General features: G+C 35.2%; 22 protein-coding genes and 1 tRNA gene. 12 read left to right on the top strand and 11 right to left on the bottom strand.

What is annotated here, in order from left to right:
* Window positions 1–7 precede the first annotated feature (7 nt).
* Window positions 8–805, bottom strand: a complete 798-nt coding sequence (fdhD, locus tag ACK3CR_RS01840) for a formate dehydrogenase accessory sulfurtransferase FdhD (RefSeq protein WP_488974636.1) — start codon at window positions 803–805, stop codon at window positions 8–10.
* Window positions 806–1,228: 423 nt separating this feature from the next.
* Here fdhD and ACK3CR_RS01835 point away from each other — a divergent pair, with 423 nt between their 5' ends.
* The 3 genes from ACK3CR_RS01835 (at window position 1,229) to ACK3CR_RS01825 (ending at window position 4,742) form a co-directional block, all read left to right on the top strand.
* Window positions 1,229–1,843 carry a LysE family translocator gene (locus tag ACK3CR_RS01835; protein WP_488974635.1) on the top strand — a complete coding sequence of 205 codons (615 nt, stop codon included), beginning with the start codon at window positions 1,229–1,231 and terminating at the stop codon, window positions 1,841–1,843.
* A gap of 293 nt (window positions 1,844–2,136) precedes the next feature.
* A complete protein-coding gene (locus ACK3CR_RS01830) occupies window positions 2,137–3,093 on the top strand; it encodes an L-lactate dehydrogenase (RefSeq protein WP_243509520.1) in 957 nt (318 codons plus the stop codon).
* Between the two features lie 23 nt (window positions 3,094–3,116).
* Window positions 3,117–4,742, top strand: coding sequence for an L-lactate permease (locus ACK3CR_RS01825; RefSeq protein ID WP_488974634.1), 1,626 nt, complete (start codon window positions 3,117–3,119; stop codon window positions 4,740–4,742).
* 61 nt (window positions 4,743–4,803) lie between these two features.
* Here ACK3CR_RS01825 and ACK3CR_RS01820 read toward each other — a convergent pair whose 3' ends face one another.
* The 3 genes from ACK3CR_RS01820 to ACK3CR_RS01810 all read right to left on the bottom strand — a co-directional run bounded on the left by ACK3CR_RS01820 (window position 4,804) and on the right by ACK3CR_RS01810 (window position 6,169).
* Window positions 4,804–5,064: a hypothetical protein gene (locus ACK3CR_RS01820; RefSeq protein ID WP_243509524.1), complete on the bottom strand. Its 261-nt coding sequence runs from the start codon at window positions 5,062–5,064 to the stop codon at window positions 4,804–4,806.
* A 141-nt stretch (window positions 5,065–5,205) separates the two neighbouring features.
* The gene (padC, locus tag ACK3CR_RS01815) at window positions 5,206–5,694 is read right to left on the bottom strand and encodes a phenolic acid decarboxylase (protein WP_019394322.1); all 489 of its coding nucleotides are present in this window, start codon (window positions 5,692–5,694) and stop codon (window positions 5,206–5,208) included.
* A gap of 19 nt (window positions 5,695–5,713) precedes the next feature.
* Window positions 5,714–6,169 carry a DUF3237 domain-containing protein gene (locus ACK3CR_RS01810; protein WP_488974633.1) on the bottom strand — a complete coding sequence of 152 codons (456 nt, stop codon included), beginning with the start codon at window positions 6,167–6,169 and terminating at the stop codon, window positions 5,714–5,716.
* A 111-nt stretch (window positions 6,170–6,280) separates the two neighbouring features.
* Between ACK3CR_RS01810 and ACK3CR_RS01805 the strand changes: the two genes are divergently transcribed.
* A complete protein-coding gene (locus ACK3CR_RS01805; protein ID WP_243509528.1) occupies window positions 6,281–6,823 on the top strand; it encodes a PadR family transcriptional regulator in 543 nt (180 codons plus the stop codon).
* Between the two features lie 31 nt (window positions 6,824–6,854).
* On the opposite strand, the gene ACK3CR_RS01800 is transcribed toward ACK3CR_RS01805, so the two are convergent.
* Both ACK3CR_RS01800 and ACK3CR_RS01795 read right to left on the bottom strand, forming a co-directional pair.
* Window positions 6,855–7,643, bottom strand: a complete 789-nt coding sequence (locus tag ACK3CR_RS01800; RefSeq protein WP_268584307.1) for an HAD family hydrolase — start codon at window positions 7,641–7,643, stop codon at window positions 6,855–6,857.
* 90 nt (window positions 7,644–7,733) lie between these two features.
* Window positions 7,734–8,123 (bottom strand): hypothetical protein, encoded by a 390-nt coding sequence (locus ACK3CR_RS01795; protein ID WP_243509533.1) that lies wholly within the window; start codon window positions 8,121–8,123, stop codon window positions 7,734–7,736.
* A gap of 372 nt (window positions 8,124–8,495) precedes the next feature.
* Here ACK3CR_RS01795 and ACK3CR_RS01790 point away from each other — a divergent pair, with 372 nt between their 5' ends.
* The 3 genes from ACK3CR_RS01790 to ACK3CR_RS01780 all read left to right on the top strand — a co-directional run bounded on the left by ACK3CR_RS01790 (window position 8,496) and on the right by ACK3CR_RS01780 (window position 9,346).
* Window positions 8,496–8,693, top strand: a complete 198-nt coding sequence (locus ACK3CR_RS01790) for a cold-inducible protein YdjO-related protein (protein ID WP_019394327.1) — start codon at window positions 8,496–8,498, stop codon at window positions 8,691–8,693.
* Between the two features lie 67 nt (window positions 8,694–8,760).
* The gene (locus ACK3CR_RS01785; protein ID WP_264158241.1) at window positions 8,761–8,886 is read left to right on the top strand and encodes a hypothetical protein; all 126 of its coding nucleotides are present in this window, start codon (window positions 8,761–8,763) and stop codon (window positions 8,884–8,886) included.
* A 103-nt stretch (window positions 8,887–8,989) separates the two neighbouring features.
* Window positions 8,990–9,346, top strand: a complete 357-nt coding sequence (locus ACK3CR_RS01780; RefSeq protein WP_019394329.1) for a DUF2512 family protein — start codon at window positions 8,990–8,992, stop codon at window positions 9,344–9,346.
* 353 nt (window positions 9,347–9,699) lie between these two features.
* On the opposite strand, the gene ACK3CR_RS01775 is transcribed toward ACK3CR_RS01780, so the two are convergent.
* Together ACK3CR_RS01775 and ACK3CR_RS01770 are read right to left on the bottom strand one after the other, a co-directional pair.
* Window positions 9,700–10,161, bottom strand: coding sequence for a DUF3278 domain-containing protein (locus ACK3CR_RS01775; RefSeq protein ID WP_488974632.1), 462 nt, complete (start codon window positions 10,159–10,161; stop codon window positions 9,700–9,702).
* 2 nt (window positions 10,162–10,163) lie between these two features.
* Complete coding sequence (locus ACK3CR_RS01770) at window positions 10,164–10,358, bottom strand: helix-turn-helix transcriptional regulator (RefSeq protein ID WP_243520844.1); 195 nt, start codon at window positions 10,356–10,358, stop codon at window positions 10,164–10,166.
* 461 nt (window positions 10,359–10,819) lie between these two features.
* Here ACK3CR_RS01770 and ACK3CR_RS01765 point away from each other — a divergent pair, with 461 nt between their 5' ends.
* Window positions 10,820–11,284 (top strand): hypothetical protein, encoded by a 465-nt coding sequence (locus ACK3CR_RS01765; protein ID WP_328123642.1) that lies wholly within the window; start codon window positions 10,820–10,822, stop codon window positions 11,282–11,284.
* Between the two features lie 384 nt (window positions 11,285–11,668).
* Entirely contained in the window at window positions 11,669–12,865 is a 1,197-nt protein-coding gene (locus ACK3CR_RS01760) for a macrolide family glycosyltransferase (RefSeq protein WP_488974631.1), read from the top strand.
* 47 nt (window positions 12,866–12,912) lie between these two features.
* Here ACK3CR_RS01760 and ACK3CR_RS01755 read toward each other — a convergent pair whose 3' ends face one another.
* Entirely contained in the window at window positions 12,913–13,326 is a 414-nt protein-coding gene (locus ACK3CR_RS01755) for a YjdF family protein (protein ID WP_243509540.1), read from the bottom strand.
* 447 nt (window positions 13,327–13,773) lie between these two features.
* On the opposite strand from ACK3CR_RS01755, the gene ACK3CR_RS01750 reads away from it, so the two are divergent.
* A complete protein-coding gene (locus ACK3CR_RS01750; RefSeq protein WP_243509542.1) occupies window positions 13,774–14,034 on the top strand; it encodes a hypothetical protein in 261 nt (86 codons plus the stop codon).
* 44 nt (window positions 14,035–14,078) lie between these two features.
* Here the strand turns inward: ACK3CR_RS01750 and ACK3CR_RS01745 are convergent, their stop codons facing one another.
* Complete coding sequence (locus tag ACK3CR_RS01745) at window positions 14,079–14,645, bottom strand: YjgB family protein (RefSeq protein ID WP_430238579.1); 567 nt, start codon at window positions 14,643–14,645, stop codon at window positions 14,079–14,081.
* A gap of 315 nt (window positions 14,646–14,960) precedes the next feature.
* On the opposite strand from ACK3CR_RS01745, the gene ACK3CR_RS01740 reads away from it, so the two are divergent.
* A complete protein-coding gene (locus tag ACK3CR_RS01740) occupies window positions 14,961–15,125 on the top strand; it encodes a hypothetical protein (protein ID WP_243509548.1) in 165 nt (54 codons plus the stop codon).
* A 136-nt stretch (window positions 15,126–15,261) separates the two neighbouring features.
* Window positions 15,262–15,332: transfer RNA gene (locus ACK3CR_RS01735), tRNA-Ala, on the top strand.
* 81 nt (window positions 15,333–15,413) lie between these two features.
* On the opposite strand, the gene ACK3CR_RS01730 is transcribed toward ACK3CR_RS01735, so the two are convergent.
* Window positions 15,414–16,010 carry an SCO family protein gene (locus tag ACK3CR_RS01730; RefSeq protein ID WP_488974630.1) on the bottom strand — a complete coding sequence of 199 codons (597 nt, stop codon included), beginning with the start codon at window positions 16,008–16,010 and terminating at the stop codon, window positions 15,414–15,416.
* Window positions 16,011–16,035: the final 25 nt, after the last annotated feature.

Genomic DNA, 16,035 nt, shown 5'->3' with positions numbered 1-16,035 from the left:
TCTCTTTTTAGGAAGGAAAAATAATACGTTCACTTCCTGTATAAACATTAAAGCCCTCTCCCCGAATGAAGCCAACAGTTGTCATTCCAAGCTCTTCTGCAAGTTCTAGCGCTAGCTCGGTTGGGGCAGATTTAGATAGTAAAACCTCACAGCCTATCTTATTTGCTTTAAGTAAAATTTCAGAAGAAATTCGACCGCTAAAAGCCACAACTTTTCCATGTAATTCAATGTTATTCTTTAAGCAATAGCCGTAGATTTTATCTAGGGCATTGTGCCTTCCAATATCCATTCTTTCTAGAGAGAAACCATTTCGGTCATAAAGAGCGGCATTGTGAACACCTCCTGTATGTTTGAACGTATCTGCACTGTTTTGGAGCTTATTCATAAAGTGAATACATTCCTTAGGGGTAACACTTACATGATTGGAATTTATCTCCTTAGCCGCAAGCGCATCTGTTGTAAAAACGAAACCTTGCCGGCTTCCTCCGCAACATGATGTAATATAGCGCTTGTTTTGAAAGGTTTCATAATATGTATGAAGGTTTTCAATTTCAACATGAACAAATCCTTCTTTTTCTTGTATCCATAAATTTTTAATATCTTTGTAGGACTGAATTACTCTTTCAGAAGCTAAATAGCCAATTACCATATCCTCTATATACTGAGGTGTGCATACCATTGTCACAAATTCTTTTTCGTTCACTTTGATGGTAACTGGAAATTCTGTAACAACAGAATCTTCTATATTTATTGTCTTTCCATTCATAAATTTAATAATATTGCGTCTTTTTATAATTGATTCCATCCTGTTTTACACCCTTCAACCTATATTTTCTCTTACTTCTTCCCTTTTTCTTCTAAAAAGAATCCTGCTATAAAACAAGAAGCAGGATTCTTTCTGAGCATTCTATATTGATGTTTATGATAGAATCCATTTCTTTACACCCCATAAAATGATTAACCAAAGTGGAATCGACATTAGGACTCCATAAAAGCAGCCTGTTGCAAAAGATGGTTCTCTTTTCATCGCTGTATCCTCTACTTTCACTTCTTATTTTATGGTTATTTTTTCATTTTATCATGCTTGCTCTTTCGTTTAAAACAATATGTGACAAAGTTCCCTTTAATCCTTCACCAGACTGCTATATTAATTCATTATCTGACACTCTTGAGAAGATGTTCAAAAGAACTTAGAATAAAGCTGCATAAAAAGAAAGGAGAAAAAAATATGGAATTTTCATGGCTTTTACCCTACATACTTGTATCTGTCACAATCGTCCTTATCCCAGGTCAAGATATGCTTTTTGTTCTTACCCAAAGCATATCTTCTGGACAAAAAGCAGGACTACAAACTGTTGCGGGATCCATTACAGGAACAGTTTTTCATACGCTGCTTGCTTCTTTTGGTCTTTCCGTTGTTTTCGCAAGCTCGCTTCTTGCTTTTAACATTTTAAAAATCGTTGGAGTCATTTATCTTCTCTACTTAGCTTTTCAAGCTTTCCGAGAAAAGAATCCATCAATGGTGCTTCCTCATAAAAAACAAGGACACTATTTTCGAAAAGGCATGATTATGAATTTATCGAATCCAAAATGTGCCCTATTTTTCTTGACGTTCCTTCCTCAATTTGTACGTCCAGAGCTTGGACATGTGAATTTACAGATGCTTTTATTTGGTTTTATTTTTATTATCGAAACATTAATCATTTTTAGTATTATTGCCTTTTTTGCTTCCAAGCTTGGCCAAAAGTTCATTCAAAGCTTACGTTTTCAGCATGTCTTAAAATATACAAAAGGAATGGTTTTTGGACTACTTGGTATTAGTTTATTATTTTCAAGTCGTTAAATTTTGCTCAAAGAATTTTCTTTGAGCTTTTTTATTTAGTATCTTTTAGAACATAGTTTTTTTGAATTACTGTTCTTTTTATCAGATTGTTCCTCTTTTAAACTGATTAATGTTTGTTTTTTTGTTTTTCGAGGAAAATATAATATTATTATTTGTGATATTTTTCACAAATTAGACAAAATAATTGGAATTTATTTGTTGTCACTTATAAAAATATGATGTATGATTTAATTGTGAAATGATTCACAAACAAATTTATACATTTTCTTAACGTCAGAAAGGATGAGTTATTCATGGAAAAAGTAAACCGCGTCGCATTAATTGGAACAGGATTTGTAGGATCAAGCTATGCTTTTGCTCTTGTAAACCAAGGTATCGCAGATGAACTAATTATGATTGACTTGAATGAAAAGAAAGCAATGGGAGATGTGATGGACCTTAATCACGGAAAAGCTTTCGCCCCTCATCCGACTCACGTTCGATTTGGTAATTATGAAGATTGTAAAAATGTAGACCTTGTCGTGATTTGTGCAGGTGCTAACCAAAAACCTGGCGAAACTCGCCTTGATCTTGTTGAAAAAAACTTAAAAATCTTTAAAAATATTGTTGATAACGTAATGGCTAGCGGATTTGACGGCATCTTTCTTGTCGCAACAAACCCAGTAGATATTTTAAGCTATGCAACTTGGAAATTTAGTGGCTTACCAAAAGAACGCGTAATCGGCTCTGGCACAATTTTAGATACAGCTCGCTTCCGCTTCCTTCTTGGTGAATATTTCAATGTTGCTCCTAAAAATGTACATGCTTATATTATTGGAGAACACGGTGATAGCGAGCTTCCTGTTTACAGCTCTGCTGATGTTGGCAGCATCCCTGTTCTTAAAATGATTGAACGAAATGAAGAATACAAACTAGAAGATTTAGATGACCTATTTATAAACGTACGTGATGCTGCTTATCAAATCATTGAAAGTAAAGGTGCTACCTTCTATGGCATTGCGATGGGACTTGTGCGCATTACAAAAGCGATTTTGCGCAATGAAAACAGCATATTAACTGTATCTGCCCTCTTAGAAGGTGAATATAACGAAGAAAACGTCTATATTGGGGTTCCAGCCGTTATTAATCGAGATGGAATTCGAGAAATTGTAGAACTTGATTTAAATAAGGAAGAAGAAGAAAAATTTGCTCATAGTGCACATGTATTAAAAGAGATTTTAGCTCCACACTTTGAAGAAGTAACAAAATAATGTAAAAGAAAGAGTGGGTCATCATGTGGATTCAAAACTATAATCCTTTAGATAATGTTTATTTATCAGCACTACTTGCAGCTCTACCTGTACTATTCTTTTTGCTCTCACTCACCTTATTTAAAATGAAGGGCGTCATAGCCGCCCTTCTTACCTTACTTATTAGTGCTTGTGTTTCTGTAATTGGCTTTCATATGCCAATCACAAAGGCATTAGCAGCGATTGTACAAGGTATCGCGAACGGACTTTGGCCAATTGGCTACATCATTATTATGGCTGTTTGGTTATATAAAATTGCCGTGAAGTCTGGAAAGTTTGCGATTATACGAGGCAGTATCGCCAATATTTCAAGAGATCAACGCCTGCAAGTGCTATTAATCGGATTTAGCTTTAACGCCTTTTTAGAAGGAGCAGCAGGCTTTGGCGTTCCAATTGCTATTTGTGCAGCTCTGCTCACAGAACTTGGTTTTCGTCCATTGAAAGCTGCTATGCTTTGTTTAATTGCAAATGCTGCTTCTGGAGCGTTTGGAGCTATTGGCATTCCCGTCATTGTAGGAGCACAAATGGGAAATCTAAGAACATTGGACTTATCGCATACGCTTATATTCATTCTCCCTTTCATTTCTTTTATCATCCCCTTTTTACTTGTCTTCATCTTAGACAAGTGGAGAGGAATTAAAGAAACGCTCCCAGCACTTCTTGTTGTAAGTTTAGTTTTTTCAATCTTTCAAATATTAACAATGTTCGTTTTAGGTCCAGAACTTGCCGACATCATTCCTGCTCTTCTCAGCATGGCAGCTCTAGCTATTTTCCTTAGAAAATGGCAGCCAAAGCATATTTATCGAGAAAACAAAGAAGAAAAAGTCAGCACCCAACCTCCTTTTTCATTTAAAGATATTGTGCTTGCATGGTCCCCTTTTTATATTTTAACAATCATGATTATGCTATGGAGCCTACCTGCTTTTAAAGCTCTTTTTGCAGAAGGTGGTCCTCTAGCGAAAACAACGCTGATGGTTCACATTCCTAGCTTAGATGGAGCGGTTATGAAAATCCCACCTATCTCAGCTGAAAAAATGCCGCTTGAGGCTATATTTAAATTTGATATTTTAGCGGCAACAGGTACAGCTATCTTTATTGCCGTATTGTTAACAGCTCTTTTAAGTCGTAATATGAATAGAAAAAAAACGTGGGAAGGACTTGGTGAGACCGTAAAAGAGCTCTGGCTTCCGATTGTGACAATTTGCTTGATTATGGGCTTTGCAAATCTCGCCAATTTCGCTGGTCTTTCTTCTTCTATTGGTCTTGCGCTAGCTAAAACAGGTGATATCTTTCCCCTTCTTTCTCCTGTACTAGGCTGGATTGGCGTTTTTATTACAGGCTCTGTTGTTAGCAACAATGCGCTATTTGGTAACTTACAAGTTGTAACAGGCGCTCAAATTGGCACAAGTTCATCGCTTCTTCTTGCAGCTAATACAAGCGGAGGCGTTATGGCTAAGCTTATTTCACCACAATCTATTGCGATTGCGACAGCTTCTGTTAAAGAAACAGGGCAAGAATCTAAACTGCTTACAATGACGCTTAAATATAGTTTATTTTTACTCGTACTTATTAGCTTATGGACATATGTTCTTTCATTGCTTGGTATATAATACAAAAAAGCCCTGATTTTTAGTTAGGGCTTTTTTCGTTCTTGGATAACATGGATTATTTTCACGATAAACGTCTCTCTTTTTGCTTAAAAACTCTTAAAAATAGAAAAAGCAGCAAAATGGGACAAAAAGGCGAAAGAAGAATAAGGGTATAATAAAGTGCGTTTCCTCTTTCAAATGCCTCGTGCATCATAAAATCTCCGTTCCATACAAGCAAGAGCTCGGCCAATAAAAGAAGAAAAATGACTCCAATTTCAGCAGCCTTTATCCGTCGGCGCCTCTTTCTTCGTTCTCTCCAGACTTCAAACTGAACAATTTTCATGAACATCCCTCTTTTCTCTTTTAGAGTTTGCACAAAAAAGATGACAAATTCTGCAGTTTTTCTCCTCTCATTATAATAAAACTATTCTGAAAATAAAACACATGAAAAAAGCCAAGTATATATACTTGGCTTTTTTCATACTTATTGAAGTTTTCCAGCACGAATATCGTCTGTCATTCCTTCATATGGAGCTTTTGAAATGATGTTTTCGTTATCTTTTCCAACGTTTTTAAGATACGTAATGTCTGCAAATTCAGGTACAACATATTTTGGATATGTTTCGTATTTTTCTCTTGACTCTTTCATTAAATCAAGATGGTCGTTTTGGTAACAAACCGTAATCTCTGGATGTTCATGAACCCATTTTGGGAAGAAAATAATGCCGTGCATGCGTTTTTCTTCAGGCATAAAGTTGAGAGATACATCTGTTCCTGTTGGCTCTGTCCATGATACTTTATAAACGCCTTTTGTCAATTTTACAATATCAACTTCTTGATCACGCACCCAGCGTCCGCCAACCATTCCGCTATGAATACGATAATCGATTGTATGGTCATTTTTAATATACATTTCATATTCCCAACCGTTTTCATACGTATAAATCATGTGATTTCCAATAAAGTTTTCCATATTTCTCTCTCCTTCTTGATTAAAGTACCTTGTAAATATCTAATACTACCTTTGTCTCTGTACGAAGAGCCGCCCCAACAAACAGGGAATTTTCAAGCCATTCGTATTTCTCACTGCTTGTTTCAAACGTCGGAACAGTGCGGAAATAAACGTGCTCAGGATCGATAATTTCCCCTCTTGAGGCGCGATCTCTAAAATGCTCGATCACTTGGCGTATACCGTTGTTTTCGATATAAATAAGTTCACCATCGTTTGTTTCGATAACGTAACGAGCAGATAAATCTGTTCGTCCGTTAGCACGAATGATTTGCGAGTCGGCTCCACCGTCTATAATGTTGCCATTTATCTCTCCGGTTATTTTCCCACCTTTGATTGGAATAAATTGTCGTCTTCCAAGCTTTGTGTGGCCAACAACTATTGGTGCGGCAACTTCAATTTCTGCAGAAGCCACTTTTTTCAATGACGGCTTATTCATAATAGTTTTTCCTCCTTCTTCTTCTAAGCAAGAAGAAATCATGTAACTATTTACATGTTTATGTTAACACTATGATATAATAGTGTCAAATAATAGAGCTGGAGGCAAAGCATGCGGATTTTAAAATATGCGATACTAGGACTTCTCTACAACGAGAAATTAACAGGGTACGATATTACAAGCAAATTTAAAGGACCACTTGGACAGTTTTGGACAGCAAAACACAGTCAAATTTATCCTGAATTACGAAAGCTGACAGATGAAGGATTTATTCAATATGAAGTCGTTGTTCAAGGAACAAAACTTGAAAAAAAAGTATATGAAATTACTTCGCTTGGAGAAAAAGAGCTTTCAGAGTGGCTTGAAAAAGTGGAGCGAGATTCAAGTGTAAACAAAGATGAATTTATGCTAAAAACATACTTTATTTCAGCTATGGAGAAAGAAGAAGCATATGACCTTTTTAACGATCAGCTTGTTAAGAGGAAAGAAAATCTTTCAAAGCTTCAAAAGACGCTATCTTTACTAGAAGAAGAGGAAATATCGATTACGTTCTCTTCTCCTCAATTTGGTCACTACCTCGTCTTAACGAGAGCCATTGAAAGAGAAAAAGGATATATTGTCTGGCTTGAAAAGACAATTGACCTACTGAAGTAAAAAAAAGCCTCCGTCGTTGCGGAGGCTTTTTTTATCTATTTAACTCTTCTAACAGTGGATATAGTTCTTCTAAATGAGTAATTTCGTACGTTGGAGTAACTTCATTACGTTCTTTATTTTCACGGTTAATCCACACTGATTTCATTCCAATGCGTGAGGCGCCCAAAATATCTGTCATTAAGTTATCTCCTACCATAATCGCATCGTCTTTTTCTAATCCCATTTTTTCAAGAGCGTGTTCAAAAATGGTTGGATCAGGCTTACCACGACCAAATGCTCCTGAAATAATAATCTCGTCAAAATAAGGAGCAATCTCAGGTGTGATCTCAAGCTTTGTATTTTGAAGATCTGGAGAACCGTTTGTTAATAAAAGAAGACGGTAATTCTCTTTTAGCTTATCTAACGTACGAAAGCTTTCTTCATATACAAACGGATGCTTACGACGTTCAAGTGGAAAGCGTTCTGCAAGCTCTGCTCCAAATGCTTCATCATCGATGCCAAGCTCCTTTAATCCTTGTGTCCACGCTTCTTTTCGATAAGCTGGTACAATATCTTTCATTTTGCGAAAGTTATCATCATCATCTAAAAAGTTTCCCCATAGTCCTTCAAAAGGATTGATTCCAATCATTTGAGTAAACTCATACGTTTCATAAGAAGAGTAAAGTTCACGGGCTTTTTCTCTTACCGCTTCTTCTAATTTTTCTACATCTACATTACGTTTCTGACTTGCATATGTACACGTTGCCACAAAGGCTTCCTTTACGCTTTTTTTGTCCCAAAGCAGCGTATCATCAAGATCGAAAAAAACAGCTTTAATCATTCTGCGTTCCCCACTTTTTCATTATGTTTTTAAAATTGCTTTATTTCTATAAGACTACATCGAAAAAATGAATAAGTAAATGAAAATTCTCTATTTTTTATTATTATTTACTCTTTTTCCGAACATTTTTTTGAACAGACGTTTAAATAAGTACCCTAGACCGAACAACACCATTAAAATCAACAAGAACTGAACGCCAATTTTCCCATTATCTCCAATCGTAATTTCTCGTGAAATGAGCGCATCACTTCCCCATACAAGCACTGAACCAATGGTAACAAGCACAACAAAACCAACTAATAAAAGAGCTAGTTCGTAAAAACGGAGCTTTTTTAACATATGGCGGTGTGGCCAACTAAAGCTAATAACCGCAAGTAAAAGCAGCAATAAAAGCCATTCGGACTGGATAAACCAAACGGTAATGCTGTATGTAATAATAGATGTATATGCAATATTTGTTGCATCAAATCTTTGTTTCACAACTTCCCCTCCACTTGTCTTACACAAGATGTTAAAGATATTCGTATTAAACATTATAGAGCATATATGACGCATTTATCTTTATATGACTCCTTCTCTGTAATAAATATACATTGAAAAGGATGAATAATAAGCGTATAATTAAGATTAGTTAGAAAAATTATAACAGATTTCCTTCACATGTTAACAGTATTCATAAAAGTACCATCTTAGCGAATACAAGGAGATATGTGAATTTTTTATTTGTAATGCTTAGACAGGCTGAATTGCTTTCATCTAATGGCAATATAAATTAAGCAAACAAACAGATTCGTTCTCCTTACAAAGCGTGACAAACGTGAACGTACTCTGTCAAAAAAGAGGAGTGGTGTTATGCATTGGAGTAAACGAAATACCGAAGAAGAAGTACAAGAAGAAGTTGCTGTATGGGAATGTGAATCAACGGAATGCGTAGGATGGATGAGAAAAAACTTCTCGTTCGATGAAAAGCCAAGCTGCCCTTTATGTGGTTCCTCAATGAAAAGCGGCGAGCGCATGCTGTCTAAATTGACAAACTTGCAAGGTCGATAGTATCTTTGTGTCTTTTATCTAGCACGAAATGCCTCCCTTTTGAGTACAATAGAGGTGGTGATGTGAAATGAAAAATCGAGATAAAAGTATCCGAAAGAAGCGACTTTTAAAGGAATACTTGAAAAAACAGCTTAAAAATTTAAGACCAAAACCCGCAAAAAAACCCGCATCAAATTATAAACCTTCGGCATAAAAGGAAAAAGGCTTCTCCATCTAGGAGCCTTTTTTTGTTGTAGTATGCGTGAATTCTTTTTTATTACACATACTAGCGTTAACTTATAAAAAGGAGACGCACAATGACTATTTTACTTATCAAACTGATTTTAACCCCTGTTTTAGCAACATTTGCGGCCTTTATTTTCCCCGGTATCTTTTATTCTTCCTACTGGCAACCAATTGTCATTGGTGTGGCGATTGCTCTTGTCACAAGGTATGTGGAACGCATTTTGCTTCGTTCTCATACTAAAATTATTACGCTCATTATCGACTTCTTCACGGCGTTCTTTATTACCTATATTTTGCCGTACGGATTTGAAAATGCATACGTCCTTTTTCCTGGCGCAGTCTTTACAGCTATTTTATTTACAGTTGCAGAGCTTCCGCAACATTATTTTCTTCTTAAAGAAGATGTTGAACAAAATTCAATCGTATAATGTTTATAATGTTCTAATAGGTGCATTATAGCAAAAAAAACATAGGAGGTTAACCCCCTATGTTTTTTTGTTGCATCTCTAATCTTTCTTCCTCTCCTTCCGCTGATACTATACCCTTCTTCATTTCACCATTTACTTCAACAATCAAAATAAAGAACGAATATCTTGTCCTTCCCAAAACATAGAACCAATCTCCTCCATTCTTATCTTTTTCGTTATTTTTTCTTCTTTCACGGTTGACTTATCTGGCTTGCTTGTTATTATTTTGTCACTGCAAGTAATAAAGAAATAACAAACAATGATAGGACAAGAAATCCTATTTTCTTTATTTTGCTTTCTCCTATCCCATGGATCTATCCATTATTTTTTCTATACGATGATTTAAGAGAAATGAAGTTAATTAAAAACATTAAAAACCCGCTAAGAATTGGCAAGCCTATCATGTCTCTCCACTCGGGCTGTTTTTGTGGAAGACCGCTAACCAATACATAGAGCGTAAAAAATACAAACATAAATGTAAGAGATTGAAAAAAGATTTTTTTCATTTCTCTTTTATAATCGTTGCTGCTAAACGTATCCATATATTCCATTCCAGAGAAAATATATCTTAAAAAGATGTAGATAACCTGTCCAACTACGACAAAACTAAAAAACATGTTCGTTTCTATTATATGAAGTGGATACGTATAGCTTGCAATTAGAAATAAAAGACTAACACATACCCCTAAAATGGCGGCTTCCCCTAAAAAGTATAAAATCCTTTTTTCTTTATACTCATCTTCTGATAAAAAGAGCGATAGCCACGATTTCTTCATCTTCATTCCCCTTTCCAAAATAGGTCATCTAACGTTTTTCCTAAAGCATGAGCAATATTAAGACAAAGCTTTAGCGACGGATTATATTCTCCTTTTTCAATTAATCCAATCGTTTGTCGTGTCACATTAACTTTCTTAGCTAAGTCTTGCTGAGTCATCGACTTTTCAACGCGCGCTAATTTCACTTTGTTTTTCAGATTAACACCTTCTTAATGTAATGCAATCTATATATTACTTATTGTTACATATAGATTACATCAAACGAAAGGTTAATTCAATAAATTTCCATAAAAACTGATTAATTCTCTTATATAAATAGGAAGAGAATTAATCAGTTTTTATGGATGTGAAAAGAACGATATGATCATTGTTGAAACGCTTTTTGCCCTAATTATTTTCTTTATGCTTAATCTTTTATGTGACACCTTTCTTACGAAAAAAGAAAGCTCATTAAAAAGGTTAGGCATTGTGTCATGTGTGCAAACGATGATAGCAGTGATTCTTTTTTCGATACTCTAATTTTTTGAATTTCATATGAATAATAAAAGGATTTTATAGATAAAAATGTAAAAATAAAGAAATTTTAAAGGATTCTTCATTTCTTTAGCTAATTCTTAATATTAAGTAGCTACCCACTACTTATATTTAAGGAGAGAATATGATGAAAAAGAAAACAAAGCTTCTAATCGCGTCACTTGCCGTACCTTTTGTTTTATCTACAGGTGAAGTTTCTACTTTTGCCCAAACTTCCACTTCTGAACAAGAAGGTAACATAGCGCAACAAGAAGAGCGCTTAAAACTTGTTGGCACGGTTATTAGTTCTCCAACTAATAGACCACCGTCTTATGAAGGTATGCCAGGACAACTACATTCATCAGATACTATCTTGCTAGCCTCCCCCCCAAAAGGTATCTATGCACTTAAATGGGTAGCACCAGAAGGCGTAACGTTTGATGTGTACAGAGGGCTAACACCTTTTATGGATGTTCCACTTTTTCACAATGTCTCGAATGGGATTAAGACAGATCTTTCTTCCACTCTAGCTTTTTCCCCAGCTCTTAAAATCGCTAATCCAGAAGGTGCTACCGAAGATTTTGAAGTAAAAGTATATGCTGTTTATTAACAGCAAAAAGAGTTCCATACTAGATATGGAACTCTTTTTGCTTATGCCTCTGTCCATCATTCTCGCACTTTTTTATTCTATAAAAAGAGGTGAACCTTAATAATAAACTACATCTAAAAGCATGTAGATGAATCACCGTATACTTTTTAGATTTAAAGTAAAACATCCCTCTAAAGTAAAAGAAACATATTGTAGTAGGTTACTATTGGCCTAAACTATGTAAGACATTCTATCTCACTAAAATAGGTTCATCCTCCTGATCCAACAAATTCACTAGAATTACTTTATGATAAAGTGATATAATCTCCACATTCAGATTGTTTAAGTAAATAAAATTCAAAATTATATCTAAATATGAATATTTACCTAAAAGGAGGCTGTTTCATGTCTAATGTATTATTTATTAACTTACCAGCCGAAGGACATGTCAATCCAACTGTGGGATTAGTCAAAGAATTAGTTGAGAGAGGCGAAACGATTACATATTATTGTGCAGAACGTTTTAGAGAGCGCCTCGAAAACGTTGGTGCCGTTGTCCGAACATACGAAGATTTTTCAGAAACGATGAATGCCAATACTCTTCCTAGCATGTCAAAAATCTTAGAAGCGAACAGTTTTCTATTAGACAAAATTGTGGCTGACATTCAAGATGAAACATATGACTATATTATTTACGATGAAATTTGTCTAGCCGGCGTTATTTTAGCGAAAATGCTAAACATCCCTAAAATCTGCAATTGCACAACGTTTGCTTTTACAAAAAACATGTTAGAAGACATGAAAAAGCATCTAAATGTAACAGAAGATATAGAAGGTTTTGATGAAGAAAGTGAAAAAATATTAACGGAGATTGAACAGAAATACAATGTAGACTTAACCTTTATCCGTAATAAAGGTTCCATTATGCCGAACTCTGGTGACCTAACGATTGTCTATACTTCTGAACATTACCAAATGCATCGTGAAGAGCTTGATGATACGTTTAAATTTGTTGGACCCTCTATTGCCAAAAGACAGCATAATATCGAATTCCCATTAGAAAAACTAGAAAACGATTCTGTAATCTTTATTTCTCTTGGAACAATATTCAATGAGAACATTGATTTTTATCAAACATGCTTAAAAGCTTTTGCAGATTTTGAAGGAACCGTTGTGATGTCCATCGGTAAAAAATTAAAAATAGATGAGCTTGGTGATATCCCTACAAACTTTATTGTGAAAAACTATGTTCCTCAGCTAGAAGTGCTGCAACATACAGATGTGTTCTTTACACATGGAGGAATGAACAGTTCAAGTGAAGGATTATATTTTAATATTCCATTAGCTGTACTGCCTGTAAGTGTTGATCAACCTATTGTTGCAAAGCGCATTGCAGAGTTAGGAGCAGGGATTCATCTTGATCTCACCAGTATTACCGCAGAGAAATTAAAAGAAACAGCTCATACCCTCTTATGTGAATCTTCTTACAAAGAGAACGCTACAAAAATTAGCACCTCTTTCAAAAATGCAGGTGGCTATAAGAAAGCTGTAGACGAAATTTTTTCTTTTAAACGTCAAGCACTTAGTGAAAGCGTGAAATGACATTAAATAAACTAAAAAGATCCCCCATTTATGAGGGATCTTTTTTTCTATCTTCCTTTATGCTTCGCTTTTGCTTTTTTCTTTTTGAGGTGATATTTTCGCTGCTTTTCTTCTTCACGGTGCTGCTTTGTGATGTGCTTACGTTGCTTTTTTCGTTCTTCATATTCTTGCCTAACTGCTTCTTGGGCTTTTGTTGAGACTCCAGTTCTTCTCATCTCTTTTGCTACCCTGCGCTGTAAACGCTTAGGGTTGATGCGTTTGAGGTCGTTTTGTTTTACATTGACACCTGATTGATGTGAATTATGAATAAGAGTTGAAAGTTCATGATAGATAAAAGTTAACACTTCTGAATCTTTTGGTTCTCCTCCAAAAACGTGACGAAATGCTTTTAAATGGCCGTCACTAACCACTTCAATTGTTCCAACCCAAAACTGACCATCATGGTAAATCGTTAATCTCATAACGATTCCCTCCTCTATAAAATACTATAAAATGATGGACATCCCGAGGAGGGGAAGGCTACTGACATGAAGTCTTCTTCATGCATCCGGACTACCAACCGAATTGTGTTTTTTCATTTCACATCCAAATTATAACATAAAAGAACTAATCTTACTTTTGAACAGAATACAAATTATTCATTTTTTCGTTTATGAGTGACTGCTTCATAACCACTTTTATAATAGCCTATATGGAAATGAAATTCCCGATGATTCATCATACTCATACCTCTTCTCCTCCTAAAGTCTGTAAGAACACTTACTCCGTTATTAATAACGCTTCTCTTCTTTTTGCCTACTCAAGAAGGTTTTCCTTAATATTCCTATAAAAACAAAAAATGTGGTAAAATATGTATAAAAACTCAAAAAGGAGTGATACTAATTGTAAAAAAAGGGTTAATATCAGGCATGCTTATCTTACTTGTTGTTTTCATCACTTCCTATTTTATTGGAGAATGGAAGTATGTTTATTATGTGTGCGGGGGAGCTGCATTTATTAATCTCGTTTTAGCACTAGCCTACTTCCTTGACAGTATCATTCTAGGAAATAAAGGTACAATGTCTTCTCGTCGAAAAAAACGCAAAATCGGACGTGTGGAGGAATCGAAGAGATTTATATCGATTGCCATTCCAAACATCCTCGCGGTTTTAGTTTATCTAGTTGTATAGTACCTATAAACACATAATAAAAAAGAGAGGGGATTCTCTCTTTTTTATTGCGCGACTAAGTTCACGTGACTTATCGTATGGTCAGCACTTTCCACAAATTCAAGCGCATAGTCTCCTAAATCATAAATATGATTTGTTTCATTTGTGCCTGTGATAATGTGTGTGCGGTCTTCTTTCCCTAAATGCTTTATCATCATGTCAGGTGTAATGCCACCAAGATTTGTTTGACGTTCCACATTTGTACCAAAGTAGCGCACTTCTTTTAACACTCCTTTTTTATCATAGGAGAAGTCATAAGAAGCTTGCCCCATTGAACCTGAATAATGTTCAAAGTTTCCTTCTACTGAATAAGGCTTACCAATGCTGTTATATACCTCTGTACGCGTTGTTTCTCCCACAACGAACTGATCGCTAAATCCTCCATATACTTTTCCTTCTTGTGCTTTACTATATAAGCCTAGCAGAGTATTTAGCGCCATTTGTTTTTGCTCATCTTTAATATTTGTTGTTTTTTTTATTGTTGGGCTCTCTGCATGAACAGTTGCGCCAATTCCGCCTACAAAAGATGCTCCAATTAAAGCTGTAGCAGCGATCATTTTCGCTTTTTTCATGATTTAAACCTCCTCATTTATCTTCCATCTTCAAGTTTTCCATTCCATATACTTCTACCCGTCTCTTCGTTTACTCAAACAAATTAGTTCAAACGAACCCCTTATCGATTTAACGTGTTAAAGTTAAAAATCAGATAAGCACTCTTTTTTTCTATTTTCATATAGTAAAAAGCGCCTAGTTTCGGCTTTCCTTGCTTTCGAAACTTTCTTAATAATTCCAATGGGGTTTGAAAACAAAATTTATGGGCAACTTTAATAAGTATATGGTAATGTTAGATTCTTAGTGAAGTTGATCTTAAAAAAGGGGTTTTTACGATGATTGACAATCAAGAAGTGCTCTTTTTTCGAAAAGAGCTGGCCCGGTTGCTGGACGACTATAGGAATTGTGAAAAACCTTCATTAAAAAAAGAAATTTCAGAAGATATTTCCTTATTAAGCGAAGTCATATACGGCGATGAACAACCTCCACTCTCTCTCTGATCATACACTTTTGTGAATAAAAATCTCATTTAAGTTGGCTGAAAATGAGATTTTCTCTCTTCCCCTTCTCTTTTTTATTGTACTGTGTGACATTTTCCTTTATAATGAAAGAATATTCGCTAAATATCTCTAAAGTGGGGCTATGGTATAATGGGATTACGCTTGACTGGCAGTCAAGTAATGCGAGTTCGATTCTCGCTAGCTCCATTCTTTATCCCCCTTCTTATCTGTAAAAAGATGAAGAAGGGGGATTTTCATTTCTTCATAATAAAAGATTGAAGCCCTTTTTTATTTGTTTACTAAATACCGGATATCACTTAATATTTTCTTCTTATCAATTGGATTCTTCGAGTAAGCCATATCGTAAAGCGCTCTAATTTTGTTATTTTCATCGATTAAATACATCGTTGTCGAATGAGAAAGAAAATTACCTTCTCCTTTTTTGTACTGCATTTTTAAATCATCTGTAACGCCTTTCGTTTCCTTTAAGGAACCTCTTAACCATTTCCAACCGGAGGAATCTGCACCAAAAGATTCTGCATATTTCTTTACAACAGATGGTGTGTCTTGTTCTGGATCAAGTGAAATAGCTACAAGTTCTACTTTTGAAGCAAAGATCTTCTCCTTCTTGAGCTCTGCTTGTAAATCTTTAAAATCAGCCATTGTTAACGGACAAATATCTGGGCAATTTGTATAAAAAAAAGTGACAAGCTTAACTTTTCCGCTCTTAAAATCATACTCTCCACCATGGACATTTTGTAGTGCTACACTTTTTATGCCATCTAATACGGGGAGTTTTTCATTCTTTGGCCAAAGCCAATAAACAAGCACAAAAGCAACCACACATATGCTTAGTAAAATGAACAATCGATGCTTTTTTGTCATGATATCCACCTTCTCTTATCTAATT

The sequence above is a fragment of the Priestia sp. TRM10 genome, assembly GCF_057808375.1.
Note: the sequence above shows the minus strand (reverse complement) of the source record. Positions and strands in the feature narration are given on the sequence as shown.